At 46.3% G+C, this 18,230-nt stretch carries 13 protein-coding genes and 1 tRNA gene; 7 read left to right on the top strand and 7 right to left on the bottom strand.

The window, feature by feature from the left end; genetic code table 11:
- Positions 1-242: 242 nt before the first annotated feature.
- The 3 genes from QT979_RS15485 (at position 243) to QT979_RS15475 (ending at position 2,554) form a co-directional block, all read left to right on the top strand.
- Entirely contained in the window at positions 243-920 is a 678-nt protein-coding gene (locus QT979_RS15485) for a hypothetical protein (protein ID WP_333215429.1), read from the top strand.
- Positions 921-1,330: 410 nt separating this feature from the next.
- A complete protein-coding gene (locus QT979_RS15480) occupies positions 1,331-1,630 on the top strand; it encodes a putative quinol monooxygenase (RefSeq protein ID WP_333215431.1) in 300 nt (99 codons plus the stop codon).
- Between the two features lie 120 nt (positions 1,631-1,750).
- Positions 1,751-2,554 (top strand): MOSC domain-containing protein, encoded by an 804-nt coding sequence (locus QT979_RS15475; protein ID WP_333215433.1) that lies wholly within the window; start codon positions 1,751-1,753, stop codon positions 2,552-2,554.
- A 116-nt stretch (positions 2,555-2,670) separates the two neighbouring features.
- Here the strand turns inward: QT979_RS15475 and QT979_RS15470 are convergent, their stop codons facing one another.
- From QT979_RS15470 to murA, 7 genes are all read right to left on the bottom strand, one after another.
- Complete coding sequence (locus QT979_RS15470; RefSeq protein WP_333215435.1) at positions 2,671-3,537, bottom strand: calcium-binding protein; 867 nt, start codon at positions 3,535-3,537, stop codon at positions 2,671-2,673.
- A 75-nt stretch (positions 3,538-3,612) separates the two neighbouring features.
- Positions 3,613-5,286, bottom strand: a complete 1,674-nt coding sequence (locus QT979_RS15465) for a methyltransferase domain-containing protein (protein WP_333310902.1) — start codon at positions 5,284-5,286, stop codon at positions 3,613-3,615.
- Between the two features lie 352 nt (positions 5,287-5,638).
- A complete protein-coding gene (locus QT979_RS15460) occupies positions 5,639-6,514 on the bottom strand; it encodes a DMT family transporter (protein ID WP_333310900.1) in 876 nt (291 codons plus the stop codon).
- A complete protein-coding gene (locus QT979_RS15455; protein WP_333310898.1) occupies positions 6,507-6,719 on the bottom strand; it encodes a hypothetical protein in 213 nt (70 codons plus the stop codon). The genes QT979_RS15460 and QT979_RS15455 overlap by 8 nt, the downstream gene beginning before the upstream one ends.
- A tRNA-Leu gene (locus QT979_RS15450) sits at positions 6,693-6,774 on the bottom strand. The genes QT979_RS15455 and QT979_RS15450 overlap by 27 nt, the downstream gene beginning before the upstream one ends.
- Entirely contained in the window at positions 6,753-7,622 is an 870-nt protein-coding gene (locus QT979_RS15445) for a M48 family metallopeptidase (protein ID WP_333310896.1), read from the bottom strand. Before QT979_RS15445 ends, QT979_RS15450 begins: the two co-directional genes overlap by 22 nt.
- Before the next feature lie 172 nt (positions 7,623-7,794).
- Complete coding sequence (murA, locus tag QT979_RS15440; protein WP_333310894.1) at positions 7,795-9,210, bottom strand: UDP-N-acetylglucosamine 1-carboxyvinyltransferase; 1,416 nt, start codon at positions 9,208-9,210, stop codon at positions 7,795-7,797.
- A gap of 365 nt (positions 9,211-9,575) precedes the next feature.
- Between murA and smc the strand changes: the two genes are divergently transcribed.
- The 4 genes from smc (at position 9,576) to QT979_RS15420 (ending at position 18,226) form a co-directional block, all read left to right on the top strand.
- A complete protein-coding gene (gene smc / locus QT979_RS15435; protein WP_333310892.1) occupies positions 9,576-13,469 on the top strand; it encodes a chromosome segregation protein SMC in 3,894 nt (1,297 codons plus the stop codon).
- 68 nt (positions 13,470-13,537) lie between these two features.
- Positions 13,538-14,560, top strand: a complete 1,023-nt coding sequence (locus QT979_RS15430; RefSeq protein ID WP_333310890.1) for a PRC-barrel domain-containing protein — start codon at positions 13,538-13,540, stop codon at positions 14,558-14,560.
- Between the two features lie 327 nt (positions 14,561-14,887).
- A complete protein-coding gene (locus QT979_RS15425) occupies positions 14,888-15,913 on the top strand; it encodes an SGNH/GDSL hydrolase family protein (protein WP_333213940.1) in 1,026 nt (341 codons plus the stop codon).
- Between the two features lie 81 nt (positions 15,914-15,994).
- Positions 15,995-18,226: a hypothetical protein gene (locus QT979_RS15420; protein WP_333310888.1), complete on the top strand. Its 2,232-nt coding sequence runs from the start codon at positions 15,995-15,997 to the stop codon at positions 18,224-18,226.
- Positions 18,227-18,230 lie beyond the last annotated feature (4 nt).

Genomic DNA, 18,230 nt, shown 5'->3' with positions numbered 1-18,230 from the left:
GATTCTGGGATTTTGTCGTAGAGTGCGTCACTCGATTTTCGATTTTCGATTTACTTGCGACATTGAATCAAAGGAGCTGGAACTTTGGTCTAAAATTAGGGATTGTCCACAAGGCGAGTGTACGCGGCACAGTATCCGTTTTTGGGTGTGTCAGCGGGCCGATCGATATATCGACTGTCGAAAAACTTTCGCGACATTCAGACACGCTCTACTAAGCTAAACTACGTACCTGTTTAGGAACTATGGTCAAAAACAGCAATAACCTAAAGAAGGGAAGCATTTGGGGATATCTTACCCTGCTTTTGCCTATTTCCTTGACGGCGGTTGCCAGTTTCGAGTCGGGAAGGATGTTTTGGGCGATCGCCACCACTGCGGGCATTGCTTGGGCTTACAAACTCTACCACCAGCAGCAAAAACATAAACTCGCTCATTTAGACTCGGTTTTCTATAAGTTGATCAAGGAAAATCAAGGGCGAGTTACGGCTTTGGATTTGGCGATGAATGCGAAACTCCCCGGCGAAAAGGTTCAAGAGTATCTCGACGAACGAGCTTCTGAGTTTGCCGCAGATTTTGAAGTGACGGAACAAGGCGGAATTTTGTATTATTTTCAAATAGCTCCACCTGTCAATCAAAGCGAAACAGCTAATGCGGGAATAGCTGTTCAAGAGCCTCCCACAAATCGGGAAAAAGCACAAGATAAAAAACCAAATTTATTCCCCATAGCTTCAACCAAGACTCCTCAAAAGCCCAAAATCTCTTTTACCCAGACGGAACTCTCCCGCAGGTTCAAAGTTCACGCAACTACGATCGGCAAGTGGAAACTTAAGCCGGAGTTTGCTCAGTGGAGTCGCGAAAAAGACCCGGAGGATCTCGCCTGGGAATATTCTACAGAAAACAAGCGATTTTATCCCAAAGATTGAGTGCCTCCGGTATTTGCCAAAATATCTCAAGAAACCCGGTTTATACGATGCTCTGCAGTTGGTAACGAATAATTTGGCAACAAACCGGGTTTCTGAGACTTGAGCGCGTGTTGGACTGATTTTACTGCGGTTGACTGAAAGCATCCAGGATACACGCCCCCGGATTCATTCCTTCGCAGACTCAGGACCGAGAAATAAAAAAACTGTATCCGATGAAACTTGCCCCCCGAATTTATCCGTGGGGTCAATGCTTCAAATCTAAAATCTAAAATCTAAAATCTAAAATCTAAAATCTAAAATCGATTGACCGATCGACCTGTGTAGGTTATTTTAAGTAAAATCTTCTATATTTGAGTTTGCCAAATAAAAATCGGTAAATTCGATCGTCCTATCTGTGACTTTTTTCTCCTATGTCCAAAACAACCTTGCGAGTAGTCGCCCGCCTCGTCGCCTTTCCCGACAAAGTAGCAGAACTTAAATCTCTGCTGCTGAGCGTTATAGAACCAACTCGCAAAGAAAAAGGCTGCATCAAATACGAGCTCCTGCAAAATCAAGCCGACCCCACAGATTTTACGTTTGTTGAAGAGTGGGAAAGTGCAGATTTGCTCGAACTACATCTCGGTTCAACTCACATTCAAGACGCCGTACAGAAATTAGACGGTTTGGCCGTTGGGCCTCCAGATATCCGCCGCTATGAATTGCTAGCTTAATCGGGTTTTTATAGCAATTTGATTAAGGTTTTTGAATTAGCTTCGACCCCCCTAGCCCTCCTTAGTAAGGGGGGGGGGACAAGAGTGAAAGTTAAAATTTTACTAACTTGGGAAATATTTATGACATTAGCAACAATAAAACAGTTATTTATTTATCCCATTAAAGGGCTGACACCGCAAGAAATGTCGGAGTTTGCTTTAACAGCAGGACACGGAATTAAGGGCGATCGAGCTTTTGCCTTAATGTTTGCAGATAATCTGGAAGCTGCAAAGATGCCCGCCCAAAATGTCCCTTGGATGAGCAAAAAAAATTTTGCTGTCCAAAACGATTGGCCTTTGTTAGCAGCTTTAGAATGTGATTATCAACCGGAAACGGCCGTTTTAACAGTCAAGCGTGAAGGAGTGGAAGTGTTATCGGCAGAAACAAACACAGCAGCGGGGCGCGATCGCATCGGCAGTTTTTTCACAGAATATCTAGCCGCAATTGAACCCACAAAAGAAGCGAGACACCCGCAGTTTGCACCTTTGCACTTAGTCGGCGACACCAGCGGCGAAACTCGTTATCCCGATCGAGAACCCGTACACATTTCTTTACTCAGTCAAGCCACATTAGACCAATTAACAGAAATTGCTGTTCAAAACATTGACGTGGGCCGATTTCGCCCGAACATTGTGCTAGAAGGTATGGCAGCTTGGTCAGAATTTGAGTTGATCGGAAAACAGTTTCAATTAGGCACGGCGCGCATAGAAGTTACAGCACGAATCGGTCGCTGTGTCAATATAGAAGTGAATCCAGAAACAGGCGATCGGGATATTTCCTTACTCAGTTTACTGCAACAGGAATTCGGTCACGCGCAAACTGGAGTTTTAGCCAAAATTATTAACAGCGGCACAGTTAAAATTGGCGATGTTTTGCATCCCTAGAATAATCAGTTGATGCGTTGTTATATATCCGAAGCCTTTAGAGGCGTGCCCTAGTCCACAATCCGAACCAACAGGAGACAATATTAACACAAAACCCGCCCCAAGCTAGCGACTCCTTATGCTTCCGGCACCCTCACCTTATTACCAATTAAATTCAGAAAACTCGTTCCAAAATGTTGAATCTCCAAAAAGTTAGCATAGGAAGGAGTTGACTTGTAAACTCTAAAAGTCCGCATAATTCCTAAAGTCGCGGCACTTTCTAGCGGGCCGATAAAGCTAGTATCTCTATCCAAAAAATGAGACTGCTTAGCCCAATGTGCCATTTGTTCCGCATTCAAAAAATAGCAGCCGGAATGAGGATTCAAAGCCCGCTCAAAAGCGACTGTTTGTTCCATGATTTTTCCCATTAACTGCCGCTGCTCCTCTACATTTTGAAACGGAGAAGTCGCTGAGTCTGCTAAATCACCATCAACATATGCTTTAAAAACCGCGCCTTTAGGCGCTATTTCATAGCGATTAGGTTGCAGCAAATTCCCATTTCCTCCGTGATGCGTAAACCACTTTAATTTACTAAAAAACCACGGATCATGCAGAACTAAATCATCTTCCAAATAACAGAAATAATCGTATTTGTTAAGGCACGCTCGCAAAACTGCTTGACACTCAAACCCCAACAGCAGCGGTTCGCATTTAGTAGCGTGGTGCATAAAACATCTGGGCTGCACTGGCAGTTGAGGCAACAGATGATAACCTTGAGTAGTGCAAACAACAATGTCAATTTCGTGCTGTTGAGATTGATTTGCTGGGATAGTTGCACATTCGCTAATGTCAATCATGGACTGAGATTTGCCGTACAAGGCTTGCAGCGATGTCACGCAAGCGGTTAAAGCATTTAGTCGGGGCTGCGGATCATTTCGCTGGGAAGCGTGTTTCCCGTCGCCGCTGGGATTGTAAAAGTGAGCAATAGTGAATAGAATTCGCATTGGTGTGGAGTAACAATTAGAAATTAAGCAATAAAACAGTAAGATCGCACAATAACCCTATAAATCTTACCGCACTTAGTCACCAAATAACTCCGGCAGGCGATCGCGCAACTCAGCATTTAAACGTGGCAACTCGTCCCGCATCTGTAAGTACCAATCTCGCCGCTGCCGGTAGTGCCCGCACAGCAAGCGGTTGTCCCGCACCCATTCGTAAGCATTCGCGGCTATTTTCCGGCGCATAGAAGTGTCTGAAATCAGCGAATTTAGTTTGGTTTCAAACTCTTTTTCATATCTATAAATCAATCCGGTTTCACCTTCGACAATCGAATGTTCGTAAACAGTGGGACTCGCCAGCACCGCTACTCCCCGCGCTGCACATTCAATAAACTTTAAGTCGGATTTCGTTTCGTTAACCGGGTTGGAAACGAGCGGCAGCAAAGCTATATCGCAACTGTACATTATTTCTTGATACCGTTCGTAACTGCAAAATGGTTCAAATTCTTTTTGCTGTATTTTCAAGGATTCAAAAAATCTGCGGTCGTGGATTACTTTAACTTTAATCCGGTGCTTGTGTGCGACTAAAACTCGATTTAGCGCTGCCATAATTGGCTGCCAATCTTTTTCGCGGTTGAGTGCACCAAAAAAAATTGTGACTGTATCTTCTGCCGGATAAATTCGTGGCGGGGGTAAATAGGCTAATTGATTGGGAAATACAGCAACATTGTGATTGTAATACCGCAAAATTTTTGCTAGCGGTTCCGTAGAAGTTTGCACGCAGTGACAGCCGCGATAGCTAAGGTAGTTATTGTCGGCGTATTCGCGGCGACGGATGGGATTGTCGTCAATTTCAGCTACTATTAAATAGCCTTGTTGCAACAGTTCTTTGAGTTGAGGAATATAGCCGGGATATTGCATAATTGTCCGCTGCCAAATGAAGACTTTTTCTTCTTCCGGCAGGGGGGGAATTAATCCTGCTGTTTTCACGCCGGATACGGTGCGGACACCGGGAATTGTAGCGCTAAATTTGTCCGGTTCCAAAACTCGCACACGATCGCACCCTGTAGGAGCCATAATGATAGTCTGAATCAGCAGTCTGCGCGCAGGTGCGGTAGATTTGGTCGATCGCACGATATAATGTTCAGCACCGGTTTCCGTAGCAAAACTGCTCGATGTTAGCTCTAAAGCCTTTACCATTGGATGCAGTAATTCCTGAAAGTGGACAAAATTTTCGGTTTTGTGTCCCTTTCCTTGGAATTCGTAAACCTGCAATCCGGCTTGAGCAAATAGTGATTTAATACTTTCTAGGGTAAACCAGTGCTGCATCTTGTTGTCGGGATTCTCCCACTGTCCCCGCAACAGATTGACAATCCGCCGCCAGTATTGAACATTAGGGATTCTAGCGAGAATTTGCCCCTCTGGATTCAGCAAAACACTGTACTGCTTGAGGACTTCCCAGGGATTTTTGAGGTAGGGTAGCAAGTCACCAAAAACCAAACAATCCACGGTTCCTGGGGCGATGTCGAGACTTTCGAGGGCAATTTCTTCAATATCGGCTACCGTCACCCAGTTTAGCCGATCGACTGCTATTTTAGCTTTTTCTCGATCGCATTCAATGCCAATATACTGACAATGGGGATTGATCAGCTTGTACTGTTCGCCCGTCGATCCCGTACCGCAGCCAATTTCAACAATGACTTTAGCATCCGGCGGTAGCAGCTTCAAGAAGTCGTGGTTGGCGCGATCGATCACTTTGTCTAAAATTCCTGATTAGTTGATCGTAAAATAAAACAGAGCAACCCATGCCGACAGACAACCAGCCGAAGGTTAGCATTGCGATGCCAGTATACAATGGCGATCGGCACATTTGTCAAGCCTTAAATTCTCACTTGCGAACTTTTTTTCTTTTCTATTCTCTTGGTCTGCGTTAAGAGCGTTTCCTTTAAATCTTATTCACCAATCCTACAAGGATTGCTATATTTGAGCATACTAAGTATGGAAGACCCGTTTTTGGATACTTAAACTAATATTTAAGGACAGTAAGTACGAAACCGCCTATTTTTTTATTTTTTAGCAAGCCCCAACACTTCTGTCTCCCATCTCATCACTTCAAACCTAATAATAAGGCGATTCCGCCGATCGCACCAACTACCCCCAAAACAGCCCGAATGCTGACTTTTTCGCCCGCCAGCACGGCTAAAGGCAGTATAAATAGGGGACTGGTAGAACTGAGTGTTTGAGCGATTGCTGCGGGTGCATATTTCAGCGAAGTCTGTTGCAGGAAAATTCCGAGATAGGTTCCTAAAAAAGCTGCCATAATTATGGCAGCTAATATTTTGGAGGATTTTAATTGTTTGAAACTGTCAAGGTTTGTTGGCTTCAAAAAGCACAGCATGGCTGCCATACCACCGCTCAAACGCAAGGCCGCCGTCCACAGGGGATCAATATCTATTTGAGTGAAGGCGGCGCGGGATAAAATTGCTCCAACGGCGTGGGATGTTTGTCCTAATAAACTAATACCTAATCCCTGCCAAAGATGTTTTGATGATAAGGTTGTTTCGGCTGTTCGTTCGGCAATTACCCAAGCTACGCCGCAGATTGTTAAAAGAATGCCAGTACAAGCAATGGGCGATAATTTTTCTTGCAAAAATATTAAGCCCAATAAAGCTGTTAAAGGGGGAGATAGGGTTTCTAAAAGCAGCGTTCGCCTCGCGCCTAAATATTTTAATACGATAAAGAAAGCGGTGTCTCCGATGCCAATTCCTAGGCCGCCGCTAATCAGCAGCATTGCTAAAATATTAGGGTTGATTGCGGGTAAAGATTTTCCTAAAATTAGTACAGTGGCAAGGAGCATGAAAAGGGCGATCGCACCTTTGAGCAAGTTTAGCACCACTGCTGGGATTTGCTGTCCTACTCGCTGCCAGATGGTGGAAGATAGAGCCCAGACAAATGCAGCGCCTAAAGCGGCTATTTCACCCATAAAATTTGTTGACTGTTAACGGTTGACTGTTGACTGTTGTTACCAATTCCCGATGCCCGATGCCCGATGCCCGATGCCCGATGCCCGATGCCCGATGCCCAATGCCCGATGCCCAATATAAATTTAGGGTTCCAGACTTATCATCTGGAACCCTAAATTTATTAAGCTTTTCTAGCAGTGGGCGGGGAGAGAATCGAACTCTCATACCTTTCGGTGTCAGATTTTGAGTCTGATGCGTCTACCAATTTCGCCACCCGCCCTTTTTCGTTTCACCATCATAACACACCGATCGATTTCCTGCAAGCAAAGATTCATAATCTTTTGAACTTGCCCAGCGATCGATCTCTCTGGCGCGCAATACTGGTACAGGATGGGACAACTGAGCCGTCTGAGCTTGTTTGAGCATATCTCCCAGTTGAGTGCTGCTGAGGTCGTCGTAGGATCGCGCCTGCGCCAAAAACGCATCGACATTCAGTTTGGGAGCTAAAGTCGGCGAACCTCCGGCCAGTTTCATCAACAGTGATGCTACCACTCTTGGGTCTTGAGTCGCGAGCAAGGCGGCGCGATCGCACGTAAATTCCGCACACCGCAACCATTCCAACATTTGTGCCTGCAAACCCTGCGCCAGCACGGCTCCCACAGGCGAAATTTGGCCGGCGGCCAACACAATTAAATTAGCCAGAGTCAGGTAAACTCCGTGCTCGCACTTCAAATGCCCCAACTCATGAGCAATTACTGCCTTAACTTCCTCGTCTGTGAGCAAATCAATCAGAGAAGTGTGCATCACCACAAAAGGCTGTTTTCCCCGCATCGCAAAGGTGTAAGCATTTGGCATCGGATGCTGGCGGACATAAAGCTGCGGCACCTCCAAATCCAGAGTTTTGCAGGCATCCACTAGCAATTGATGCAGGTGCGGCAATTGATTTTCGCCGACTTGGACGCTGGAAGCCAGATTTTCCAGCATAAAAAACTGTTCGCCAAGTTGTCCCAGCAACTGCCGCACGATCAAATCCAGGCCGGGCAGTTGTTTGAGAGTGCTGGTAGCTTCCAAGTCTAGCGGGTGGCGAAACTGGTCTGCTTTCAAACCAATGAGCGGTATGTTCGACATTTTAGTTATTAGTCAGTTGTCAGTTGTCAGTTGGCAGTTGGCGGTTGGTAGTTGGTAGTTGTCATTCATCTTAATGACTAGCGAAGAATTGCTAACGAAGAAACACAAGACTGACGCAAAAAGGGTTTGACACACTACCACTGCCCACTGACTACTGCCAACTGACTACTGACTACTTTAAACCCGATCGCACGGGATTGACAGGAGCCTCAGCAGTCGCCGGGTCTGTACCCTCTTTGACCCGCCGCAAGTTAGCTCCCAATTTTTGCAGTTTCACCTCTAACTGCTCATAGCCGCGGTCTAAGTGCTGCAAGCTGCTGATAGTGGTGACACCATCGGCTGCAAGTCCCGCTAACACTAACGCCGCCGAAGCCCGCAAATCTGTTGCCACTACCGGCGCACCCGACAGCCGCGACACTCCGCGCACAATCGCTACATTGCCTTTAAGGCGAATGTCCGCGCCCATGCGGTTGAGCTCTGCTACGTGGCGCAAGCGGTTCTCAAACACGGTTTCTTTGATCAAGCTGTCCCCTTCGCTCAGCGTCAGCAAAGCCATAAACTGAGCTTGCATATCTGTGGGGAAACCGGGATAAGGCAGAGTTTCGATGTCTGTGGCCGAGTGAGTTTGGCCGGGAACTATCCGCAAAATGTCGGGGGATTCTGCAATAATTTTCGCCCCCATGGTCTTCAATTTGGCAATGACTGCGGTCAGGTGGTCGGGAATTACCGGCGACAAACTGATTTCGGAGTGAGTGATGGCTCCTGCTACTAAAAATGTTCCGGCTTCAATGCGATCGGGAATAATTGAATAGTCTACCGCGTGCAGCTTAGGAACTCCCGAAATGACGATCGTATTCGTGCCGGCGCCTTGAATTTTTGCTCCCATGGCGCGGCAGAAATTCGCCAAATCTGCGACTTCCGGCTCTTGAGCTGCATTTTCAATCACGGTTTCTCCTTCAGCCAGAGTCGCCGCCATCATCAAAGTTTCTGTTGCGCCGACGCTGGGGTAGTCCAAATAAATTTTGGCTCCTTTCAGGCGGCGATTTGGCCCTTTGACGTAAGCGTGAACCGTGCCGTGGTCGATGTGGACTTCGGCACCGAGGGCTTGCAGACCACGAACGTGGAGTTCAACGGGTCGGGCACCGATGGCGCACCCACCGGGCAAGGGTACTTTGGCAAATCCTAAACGCGCTAGCAGCGGGCCGATGATGAAGAAGCTCGCCCGCAGTTGGCTGACTAATTCGTAGGGGGCTTGAGCGTCTATGAGGTTGCTGGCGTTGATGTCTAAAACGTCCCCATTCTGCTGTAATTTGACTCCTACAGCCGAGAGAATTTGCCCCATCCGGGCGACATCGACTAGACCGGGAACGTTGCGGAGGCGGCAATCCTCTGGGCAGAGCAAGGCTCCTGCCATGACGACTAAGGCCGAGTTTTTGGCGCCGCTGATTTTGACGTGTCCTTTAAGGGGCTGGCGGCCCCAAATTTGCAATACTTGTTCGTCGCTTTCAGGTGAAGCTGGCAGGTTAGATGAGTTCTGAGCTGGTGTAATGGGTTTGCCCTCCATAATGCGCTTCGTTACTTTATACATTATTAATTTTGGTTCGATTTTACCGGAAAGTTTTTATATGTCTAGGGGTAACATTAGGAATTCTTGGCATTATATTTGCCAACCTTCAGTCGGGGCAAGGCTTTCAGGTTTACCCGCACAAATATTGTCCATCTAGTCTCATGAAGTTATCTGTATCAAAATTTACGTTCATTTGTAGCGCTCGCTCGGATCTCAGATGTTGTAACTTTGTCAACGATCTTTTTAAGTAAAAGCGGACCCGGTTGTTGACAAAGGTGTAAGATATCGGTTCGATCGACAATGCCAGAAAGTTAACACATTGTCGATCGCCCCATTGCCTGTGCTACCCTGTGACAACAACCTAGAGCCAAAGCTACTCCTAGCATATGGTTCACATTAAACGGATCGAACTGACTAACTTTAAATCTTTTGGCGGCACGACGGCCATTCCCGTGCTGCCCGGTTTTACTGTGGTTTCCGGGCCCAACGGTTCTGGGAAGTCCAACATCCTCGACGCTTTGCTGTTTTGTCTCGGACTTTCGAGTTCTAAGGGAATGCGGGCTGAACGTTTGCCGGATTTGGTGAATAGCGCCCAAAACAAACGCGGTACGATCGAAGCTAGTGTGACTGCGACTTTTGCGCTGGAAGATGTGGGGGAGGAATGGTTCGCGCGGGATGAAGATGAGGATGAAAATGCAGCAGATGAGTTATCTGTTGAAGCAGAGGAAGTTGAAGGGATAGTAGAAATTGCCGAAACTCAAGACAACAACGGCCAATCATCTCCTGTCAATCAAGAATCGCTTCTATCTGTTGAAGAAGCCCAAGGGATAGAAATTACCGAAACTCCAGACAACAACGGCCAATCATCTCCTGTCAATCGAAAATCAAAAATCAAAAATCAAAAATCGGATGAATTATCTGTTGAAGAAGTCGAAGAGATAGAAATCGCAGCAACTCAAGACAACAACGGACAACTACTCGCTACCAATCGAAAATCGAAAATCGAAAATCGAAAATCGGATGAGTGGAGTGTGACGCGCAAACTTCGGGTAACTCGCCAAGGTACTTACACTTCAACTTATTACATTAACGGTCAACCTTGCACGCTGACTCAACTTCACGAACAACTCAACCGCTTGCGAATTTATCCCGAAGGCTATAACGTCGTGCTACAAGGAGACGTTACCAGCATTATTTCGATGAATTCTAAGGAACGCAGAGAAATCATTGACGAATTGGCTGGGGTGGCTCAGTTCGATCGCAAAATTTCCTTAGCTAGGCAGAAGTTGGATGAAGTTAAGGAGGTGGAAGAACGCAGCAGTATTGTGGAAAAAGAGCTGATTTCTCAGCGCGATAGACTTGCTTCCGATCGCACAAAAGCGGAAAAATATCAAAAGCTGCGGGCGGAATTTCAAGAAAAGTCGCAGTGGGAAATTGTGCTGAAATTCCGCCAGTTGCAAAAGCAAGAATGGAAACTGCGCGAACAAATCGAAGCGGGCGATCGCACTTCTGCTTCTCTCACGGAACAACTGCAAACAATTAGCACCCAAATTCAAGAAGCAACCGCCGAACTTGAGGCGCTGAATGCCCGCGTTAAAGCTTTGGGAGAGTCGGAATTGTTGGCTTTGCAAGCGACGATTGCCACTCAGGAAGCGGAAAGGCGGCAACTGCAAAACCGCAAACAGGATTTGGAAAAAACTGCTGGGCAGATGGCGGCTAATATAGCACAAACCGAGGAAGAGGTTCGCCAATTCCGGCAAAGTTGGGAGCAAATTGAGATTGAAATATCTTATGTTAAGTCTCAAATAGGAAATTTGCAGGAACAGCGAGATGCAGCCCAGCAAAGTTTAGATGAAAGTCGGGAAGTTGCCAATGCGATCGCCTCGACGGCCGAAGTTTGGGTGCAGCAGCAAACGGAACTGCACCGCCAAATCGAAACAATTCAACAAACTTTGGAACCGCAGCGTACAGAACAAGCTACCATTGGCGAAAGAGCCGATCGCCTGCAAAGTCAAATTCAAGAACAAAACCAATCGCTGCAAGTATTGGAACAGGAAATTGCAGCGAAAAAAGAGCAGCAATCTCGCCTTGTGGAAACCAAAGGCGTGGCATCTTTGCAAGTAGAATCGCTGAATCAAATTTTAGTCGAAGCCGAACAAGAATTGCAACTGCAACAAGAAACTCAAACTCGTTTGTTGGAAGAACAGCGGGAAAGACAGCGCAAATTAGACAAACTAGAAGTGCAGTTTCAAGCACTGCAAGAAGCAACGGGAACGTTTACTGCAAAAATTGTCGCGCAAAGCGGAATTGGCGGAGTTTGCGGCTTGGTAGCTCAACTGGGTCGGGTGGAACCGCGCTATCAGTTGGCGCTGGAAATTGCGGCGGGCGGGCGCATGGGAAATATGGTGGTGGAAGATGACAGCGTGGCTGCTGCTGCGATCGAATTGTTGAAACAAAAACGGGCTGGAAGGATGACGTTTTTGCCTTTGAATAAGATTAGGGGCGGCAGATATTCTGTGAATGAAAATTTGCGGCGCGCGGCTGGGTTTGTGGATGCGGCTGTTAATTTGATTGATTGCGATTCGCGGTATCAGGAAATTTTTGCTTACGTTTTTGGCAGTACGGTTGTGTTTAGCAACCTTAGCGACGCTCGCCGCTATTTGGGACAGTACCGGATTGTCACTTTGGACGGGGAAATTTTGGAAACTAGCGGGGCGATGACTGGGGGAAGTTCTACTAATAGATCTACCTTACATTTTGGCACGGTTGAGGCTAGTGAGGCTGCTAGTGAAGCGCGGACGATCGCCTCTTTGCAAGAAAGGTTGGAGGAAATTGAGCGGATTTTGGAACGGTGCAAAATTGCGATCGAGCGCGCGTCTATTGCAGTCAAAACTCGCAGCCAAGAATTGATGGAAGCGAAACAGAATTTGCGCGAAAATCAGTTGCGCTTGGAACAGTTGGATTCAGAAATTAAGAATTTGCAAGCGCAACAGGAACAAGTGCGATCGCAAATTGCGAAAAATACACAGGAATTAACTAATTCGCGATCGAGATTGCAGTTGCTGGAACGAGAATTGCCCGCACAGGAAACTCAATTGCAGCAGTACCGGCAAACTTTGGCGCAGTTGGAAGAGTCGAACAGTCACAGCGAATGGCAGCAAATGCAATCGGGTTTGCGCGCTCTGGAAGCGCAACTGCAAGAGCGAGAATTGGCTCTGAGAAACGTCCAGCAACGCCTTGTAGACTTGGAAAATCAATTCGGGCGTTTGGAAGACAAAATTAAGGAAGGCAGCGATAAATTGCAGGAATGGCAAGTGCAGCAAAACGCGGGGGCGGATGCGCTCGATCGCGTTGTTTCGCAGCAGTTAGAACTTGATCGGCAAATTGCCGAAGCTAAGGCGGCTTTGGGGGAAATTGAGGAAAAATTGGGCGTGCAGAAGGGAGAGCGCGATCGGGCGGAATCTCAACTGCGAGAACAGCATTTAGCCAAACAGCAGTTACAATGGCAGTTGCAAAAACTCCACGAAACCCAGCAAGAACGCCGGGAACAATTGAGCGCAGTCCGCACTCTATTGGAGGCGCAGCGGGCGGAAATGCCCGACCCCGTGCCGTCGATTCCTGAAAATGTCGAGAAAGCCAATTTGACGGAATTGCAGCAAGAAGTAAAGGCGATCGCCAAACGCATTCAAGCCCTAGAACCAGTCAATATGCTAGCCTTGGAAGAGTACAACCGCACTCAAGAACGCCTTCAAGAATTGAGTCAAAAATTGACGACATTGGAAGGAGAACGCACTGAACTGCTGTTGAGAATCGAAAATTTTACCACACTCAGGCGGCGCGCTTTTAAAGAAGCTTTCGACGCGGTTAACGAGAACTTCCAGACTATCTTTGCGGAACTTTCCGAAGGCGATGGCTATCTCCAGCTAGATGACCAGGAAGACCCCTTCAGCAGCGGCTTGAATTTGGTGGCTCACCCGAAGGGCAAACCAGTACAGCGGCTGGCTTCCATGTCTGGAGGCGAAAAGTCCTTGACGGCGCTGAGTTTTATTTTTGCGCTGCAACGCTACCGCCCGTCTACGTTCTACGCTTTTGATGAAGTGGATATGTTTCTGGATGGGGCAAATGTGGAGCGATTAGCTAGAATGATAAAACGACAGTCTGAACAAGCCCAGTTTATTGTTGTGAGTTTGCGGCGACCTATGATTCAATCGGCTGAGCGTACAATTGGCGTTACTCAAGCACGGGGAGCTTATACTCAAGTCATCGGACTGAAGTTGTAGTCCCGGAGTTTATGTTAACGCTCGTGTTGAGTGATATATGTACTTAATAAATCAGGATTAAAGTTAGAATGACATCCGAACAAATCTGCCAACGCTCCGATATTCTAGGCACTCAGGTCATCACCCGCGACAGAGGTAAACGCTTGGGGGTGGTTAGTCAATTGTGGGTGGACATTGACCGGCGGGAAGTTGTGGCGATCGGTCTGCGTGATAATATATTCGCGGTCGCTGGAATGCCGAAGTTTATGTTCCTCAGCAATGTCAGTGAAATCGGCGACGTGCTGTTGGTGGAAGATGAGAGCGCGATCGAAGACGATGTTGATGTTGAAGTCTACAGCATTTTGATTAACAGCGAAGTTATTACCGAAACCGGCGAACTTTTAGGTAGGGTACGGGGCTTTAGGTTCGACCCCGAAGACGGTAAGTTAGTTTCTATAATTATCGCTTCCCTGGGAATCCCCCAAATCCCCGACCAAGTTCTCAGCACTTACGAGTTGGGGATTGAAGAAATTGTCAGCAGTGGCCCGAATCGCTTGATTGTGTTTGAAGGTTCCGAGGAAAGGCTCAGGCAGCTTAGTGTGGGTTTGCTGGAGCGCGTTGGTTTGGGCCAAGCACCTTGGGAACGAGAAGAGGACGAGGCAGGTTATTATCCGAAACCCGTGGCTACGGGAAATCAATTGGGCCCAGGCGTGCGGATACCTGCACCGGAAATGCGGAGCCGGGTAGCTGCGCCTGCGGTGGAGGAAGTTCCTTGGGACGAGGATTTAGAGTGGAATCGGTCTGCGGTTCGCCAGCCGCAGATGCGCGCGGTGCAGGTACAGCAGCCCATCGAGGATTACGAGGATTACGAAGAGGATAATTGGGGCGGCGAGGAGGACGATTACGAAGAGGAGGAGTACGAGGAGAAGCCACAGTACACTCGCGCTGAGATTTCTCGCCCGAAACCGCCGGTGGTGGAGTACGAGTACGAGGATGATGTCGAGGCTGATGCTTGGGCTGACGATGAGGCACCGAAGCCTTACCAGGCTCCTAGGGTTAATATCCCTGAGAAAACTAAGACTCCTGAGTATGAGGAGGAGCCTGGTTATTAGGAATTAATCAATTAGCTCAAACCAATATTTTGCACTCTTCTTAAGAACGGGCAAGATGCCCGTTCCACAATCAAGTTTATTTTTTGTGGAACGGGCTTCTAGCCCGTTGCTGATATTGGTGCAAGATGTGAGTTTAAACTGAGATGTGGCACTATTCTCGCTTAACATGCAAGATGCCCGTTCCACAAAAAGTAGATTTTCTTGTGGAACGGGCATCTTGCCCGTTGCTGATATTGGTGCGCTCAATCTAATTAAATTAGATCCATGAACTAGATAATACTGGCATGGCAGTTTAGTATACTTTGGCTGACGTTTCATATTATGTTAATGAGCGAAAAAGACTTTGCTAAAAATGTTGCTTTCAGATTAATAACATATCTAATTTTTCCAATTTTTTTATCCACCACCACGGCTGAAATGGTCTTGCGAGTTGCGGGATACAAACCCTGGCAAATCGAAAATGTTGATGTTGCGGTCGAACCAAAAGGTAACTTTTTTACCAAAGACTCGGAACTAGGCTACAAGCATTTGCCCGGTAAATTCAAGGTGACACTTAATGGCAATTACTCATTTAATGCGACTCACCTCAATAATAGTTTAAGAATTACACATCCACTCAATACTTATAATCCATCCTCAAAGAAACCTGAAATTTGGATATTGGGCTGTTCTTTTACCTACGGTTGGTCATTGAATGACAGCGAAACTTATGCTTGGTTGCTGCAAGAGAAATTACCCAAATATGAAATAGTTAATTTTGGCGTTAACGGCTACGGCACGCTTCACTCGTTTATTCAATTCAAAGAAGCACTCAAACAAGGAAATAAACCCGAAATTGCGGTGATTGCTTATGCGGGATTTCATGACCGTCGCAATACTTTATTAAGGGCGAGAAGAAAGCAAATGGCTGCTTGGAATAAACTCGGTATTCTATTTCAGCCCGATGCTAGGCTGAATGGAGAAAATAATTTTACCTACAGCATGGCAAAACTTGAATATCGCGAGTTCCCCCTGATGCGGGTTTCTGCATTAAGCCATTTTTTGGAGGTTAATTACAATCAATTTGAAGAGGGATTGTATAGAAGCCATGAGGTTTCTAAGGTAATTATTGAAGAATTCAACCGTGTGGCTGAGGCTAATGGTGTTAAGTTAGTTGTGGCAGGAATTAATGCGGGTTCTGCTAAAATGTTGAAGGAGTTAAGTCAGGAAGGAATTGCTACGGCGGATATTTCGGTTGATTTGAAAATACCTGCCAATAATAATTTACCTCATGACCTTCATCCAAGTGCGATCGCAAATCGGCAATATGCAGAAAAGTTGGAGGTTTTTTTGCAAGGTAGTGTTTTAAAGTAAGTTAACGAACCGCGAAGGCGCAAAGGGCGCGAAGGAAGAGGGAAAGAGGAAGTTTAGAAGTTATTTAGGGTTGCTAGACTGATGGGATTATTTGATGTTGTTTCTTTTAAATTGCCTCGTAAATTTATAATTGATGGTTTTTTCCTGTTTTTACTTGTTCTTATAACAGTTACAGTAACATCAATCTATGTATCCAGCGAACATACTTTTTATTGGTGGGATTACGCGGGATACAATACCGCTACAGTCAACACGGCAAATTTATTTCGAGACTCGCCAGATAAAGCATGGCGCGGAGTTATAGAATCGCTATCTAAGGAAAAAAACCTGTTAATTTCTCTGCCGTTAGTGCCGTTTATTCTCTTATTTGGCGAGTCTCGGCTGAGTTACATTCTCAGCGTATCCCTAATTTATGTGCTGCCGTTTCGCCTGTTGGTGGGGGCAATTTCTGTAAAGCTAATTCCAGTTTATTCCCGCCGGGTGTTTTGGTCAACTGTGCTGCTGAGTTTATTAATTCCTATGAGTTGGATACCGACTCTGCGGGGATATCTGGATACTGGCGGGTGTGTTTTTGTAGCCTTGGCAATTTTGGTTTATTTGCAGGATGTTAAGCTGAAATCTTGGTGGAAAATCCCGTTAATTGGGTTTTTGCTGGCGGCGGCTATTCTGTTGCGGCGCCATTTTGCTTATAGTGCGATCGCATTTTTTGGTGCAGCGAGTTTACAGGCTTTCATCGAGTTTATTGTACAGTATAGCAATCCCAAAGCAGTTATCAACATGGTTCAGGCTTTTAGCCGGGACGGGCTAGAAGCCCATCCCACAAGTCATTTAGGATTGCTATTTCAAAGTATTCAAAACAAAGGTTGGAAAAAATTGTTTGAATCCGGCATCAAATTAGGTTTGATAGCTGCAACTAGCTTGACTATTTTAATGTTGGTAGCGGGAGATTTTACTCGCAGTGCTCTGACGGTTGACTACCGCAATTTGTATGTCGCTTGGAGTTTGTCTGTAAATGATATTTTAACTCGTTATGCGGATTTTTACGGGTTGGGAACTTGGCTGCTGGTACTGATTGGTTTTTCTGCGGGAATTCTGACTCGAATCCTGGTTCCGGCGGCGGCTATTTTTGTTTCGTTGTTTGGGGTTTTGTCGCTGATTGAATGGCTGTTAGTGTTGCGTTACGGCTACTTGCACTATACAATTCATCTTACACCGATCGCACTTTTGGGACTATCCACATTTTTCTGGACAACTTGGCTGACACTCAAAGGAAAAGTCCGGTATTTCATGGTGGGCGCAGCGGGTTTGTACCTGGTTTTGAATGCCGCAGTCGGGTTAATTCCTCTCAAAATTGATTTGCCAAGACTGTTTGTGGGTAATTTTCCGCCGTTAGTGCGATCGGACTACGACGAAGTTGTAAAATTAGTAGAGTTTCTGCGAAAATTAGCACCCAATGAAGAACCAATTTATATTGCCGGTGCTTCTAACAGTTTTAATGCTAATATCCTCAGACAAGCCAACCGCAAATTAAACCCGCCGGAGGGTTGGTGGAAATTAAATACAATCGGGAGGCCGCAAATTGACTCGCGCGATACTTACCCGCTACCGGAGTTGTTGCAGTCACAATATGCGGTGGTTGCTACACCTTTTCAGCAGGTGTTACCGACTGACGAACAAGTTTTGCGATCGCACGAACAAGATGTTGTTAAAGTTGTGTACGATGCCTTTACTCAAAACTGGGAAATTGCCCGCGATTTCCAATTGCTACCGGAACAGTTTAAGCTAGAAAACGGCGTGACTGTCAGCGTTTACCGGAGGGTTCGGCCGACTGATACAGCAACGGCAGTTAGGACTCTGGAGGCGATGCAGCGGCAAATAGTCGATCGACCAGGCACGCAGTTAGATTGGATTAGTTTGCATCAATCAATCTACACAAGTGCTAATTATTCAGTCAGTCAAGAATCGGATAACCTATATAAGATTGTAACTCATCCAATTAAAAACAGCCAGAAAATCGATACATCTTTCCTATATTTAGGTTCCATCTCAGACAAAGTGAAAGTTACTGGCAAACTCAATTTACCTAACAAACAATGTCCGGGAGTTACCCTGCGCTTGACTTTGTGGGACAAGGAAGGTAAATTAGTAGACTCAGCAGAGATGGCTTATAGTCAAAAAAGTGCGATCGGTTTAAATCTATTAGTTGAGGGCAAAAATACCATTTATCTGCTGCTTGAGGTATTGAGTAGCAGCAAACAGGATTTATCAAACCAATGCCGACTGGAGATTAACAATTTGGCTGTCAGTAGGTAAATTG

It is taken from the genome of Microcoleus sp. w2-18bC1 (assembly GCF_036700365.1).
Classification (GTDB): Bacteria; Cyanobacteriota; Cyanobacteriia; order Cyanobacteriales; family Microcoleaceae; genus Microcoleus.
Note: the sequence above shows the minus strand (reverse complement) of the source record. Positions and strands in the feature narration are given on the sequence as shown.

Bases quoted from the DNA above. Each gene is read 5' to 3' on its own strand.
- QT979_RS15485 (WP_333215429.1), top strand. From the start codon at position 243: ATGGTCAAAAACAGCAATAACCTAAAGAAGGGAAGCATTTGGGGATAT.
- QT979_RS15480 (WP_333215431.1), top strand. From the start codon at position 1,331: ATGTCCAAAACAACCTTGCGAGTAGTCGCCCGCCTCGTCGCCTTTCCC.
- QT979_RS15475 (WP_333215433.1), top strand. From the start codon at position 1,751: ATGACATTAGCAACAATAAAACAGTTATTTATTTATCCCATTAAAGGG.
- QT979_RS15470 (WP_333215435.1), bottom strand. From the start codon at position 3,537: ATGCGAATTCTATTCACTATTGCTCACTTTTACAATCCCAGCGGCGAC.
- QT979_RS15460 (WP_333310900.1), bottom strand. From the start codon at position 6,514: ATGGGTGAAATAGCCGCTTTAGGCGCTGCATTTGTCTGGGCTCTATCT.
- QT979_RS15455 (WP_333310898.1), bottom strand. From the start codon at position 6,719: ATGAGAGTTCGATTCTCTCCCCGCCCACTGCTAGAAAAGCTTAATAAA.
- QT979_RS15445 (WP_333310896.1), bottom strand. From the start codon at position 7,622: ATGTCGAACATACCGCTCATTGGTTTGAAAGCAGACCAGTTTCGCCAC.
- murA (WP_333310894.1), bottom strand. From the start codon at position 9,210: ATGTATAAAGTAACGAAGCGCATTATGGAGGGCAAACCCATTACACCA.
- smc (WP_333310892.1), top strand. From the start codon at position 9,576: ATGGTTCACATTAAACGGATCGAACTGACTAACTTTAAATCTTTTGGC.
- QT979_RS15430 (WP_333310890.1), top strand. From the start codon at position 13,538: ATGACATCCGAACAAATCTGCCAACGCTCCGATATTCTAGGCACTCAG.
- QT979_RS15425 (WP_333213940.1), top strand. From the start codon at position 14,888: ATGAGCGAAAAAGACTTTGCTAAAAATGTTGCTTTCAGATTAATAACA.
- QT979_RS15420 (WP_333310888.1), top strand. From the start codon at position 15,995: ATGGGATTATTTGATGTTGTTTCTTTTAAATTGCCTCGTAAATTTATA.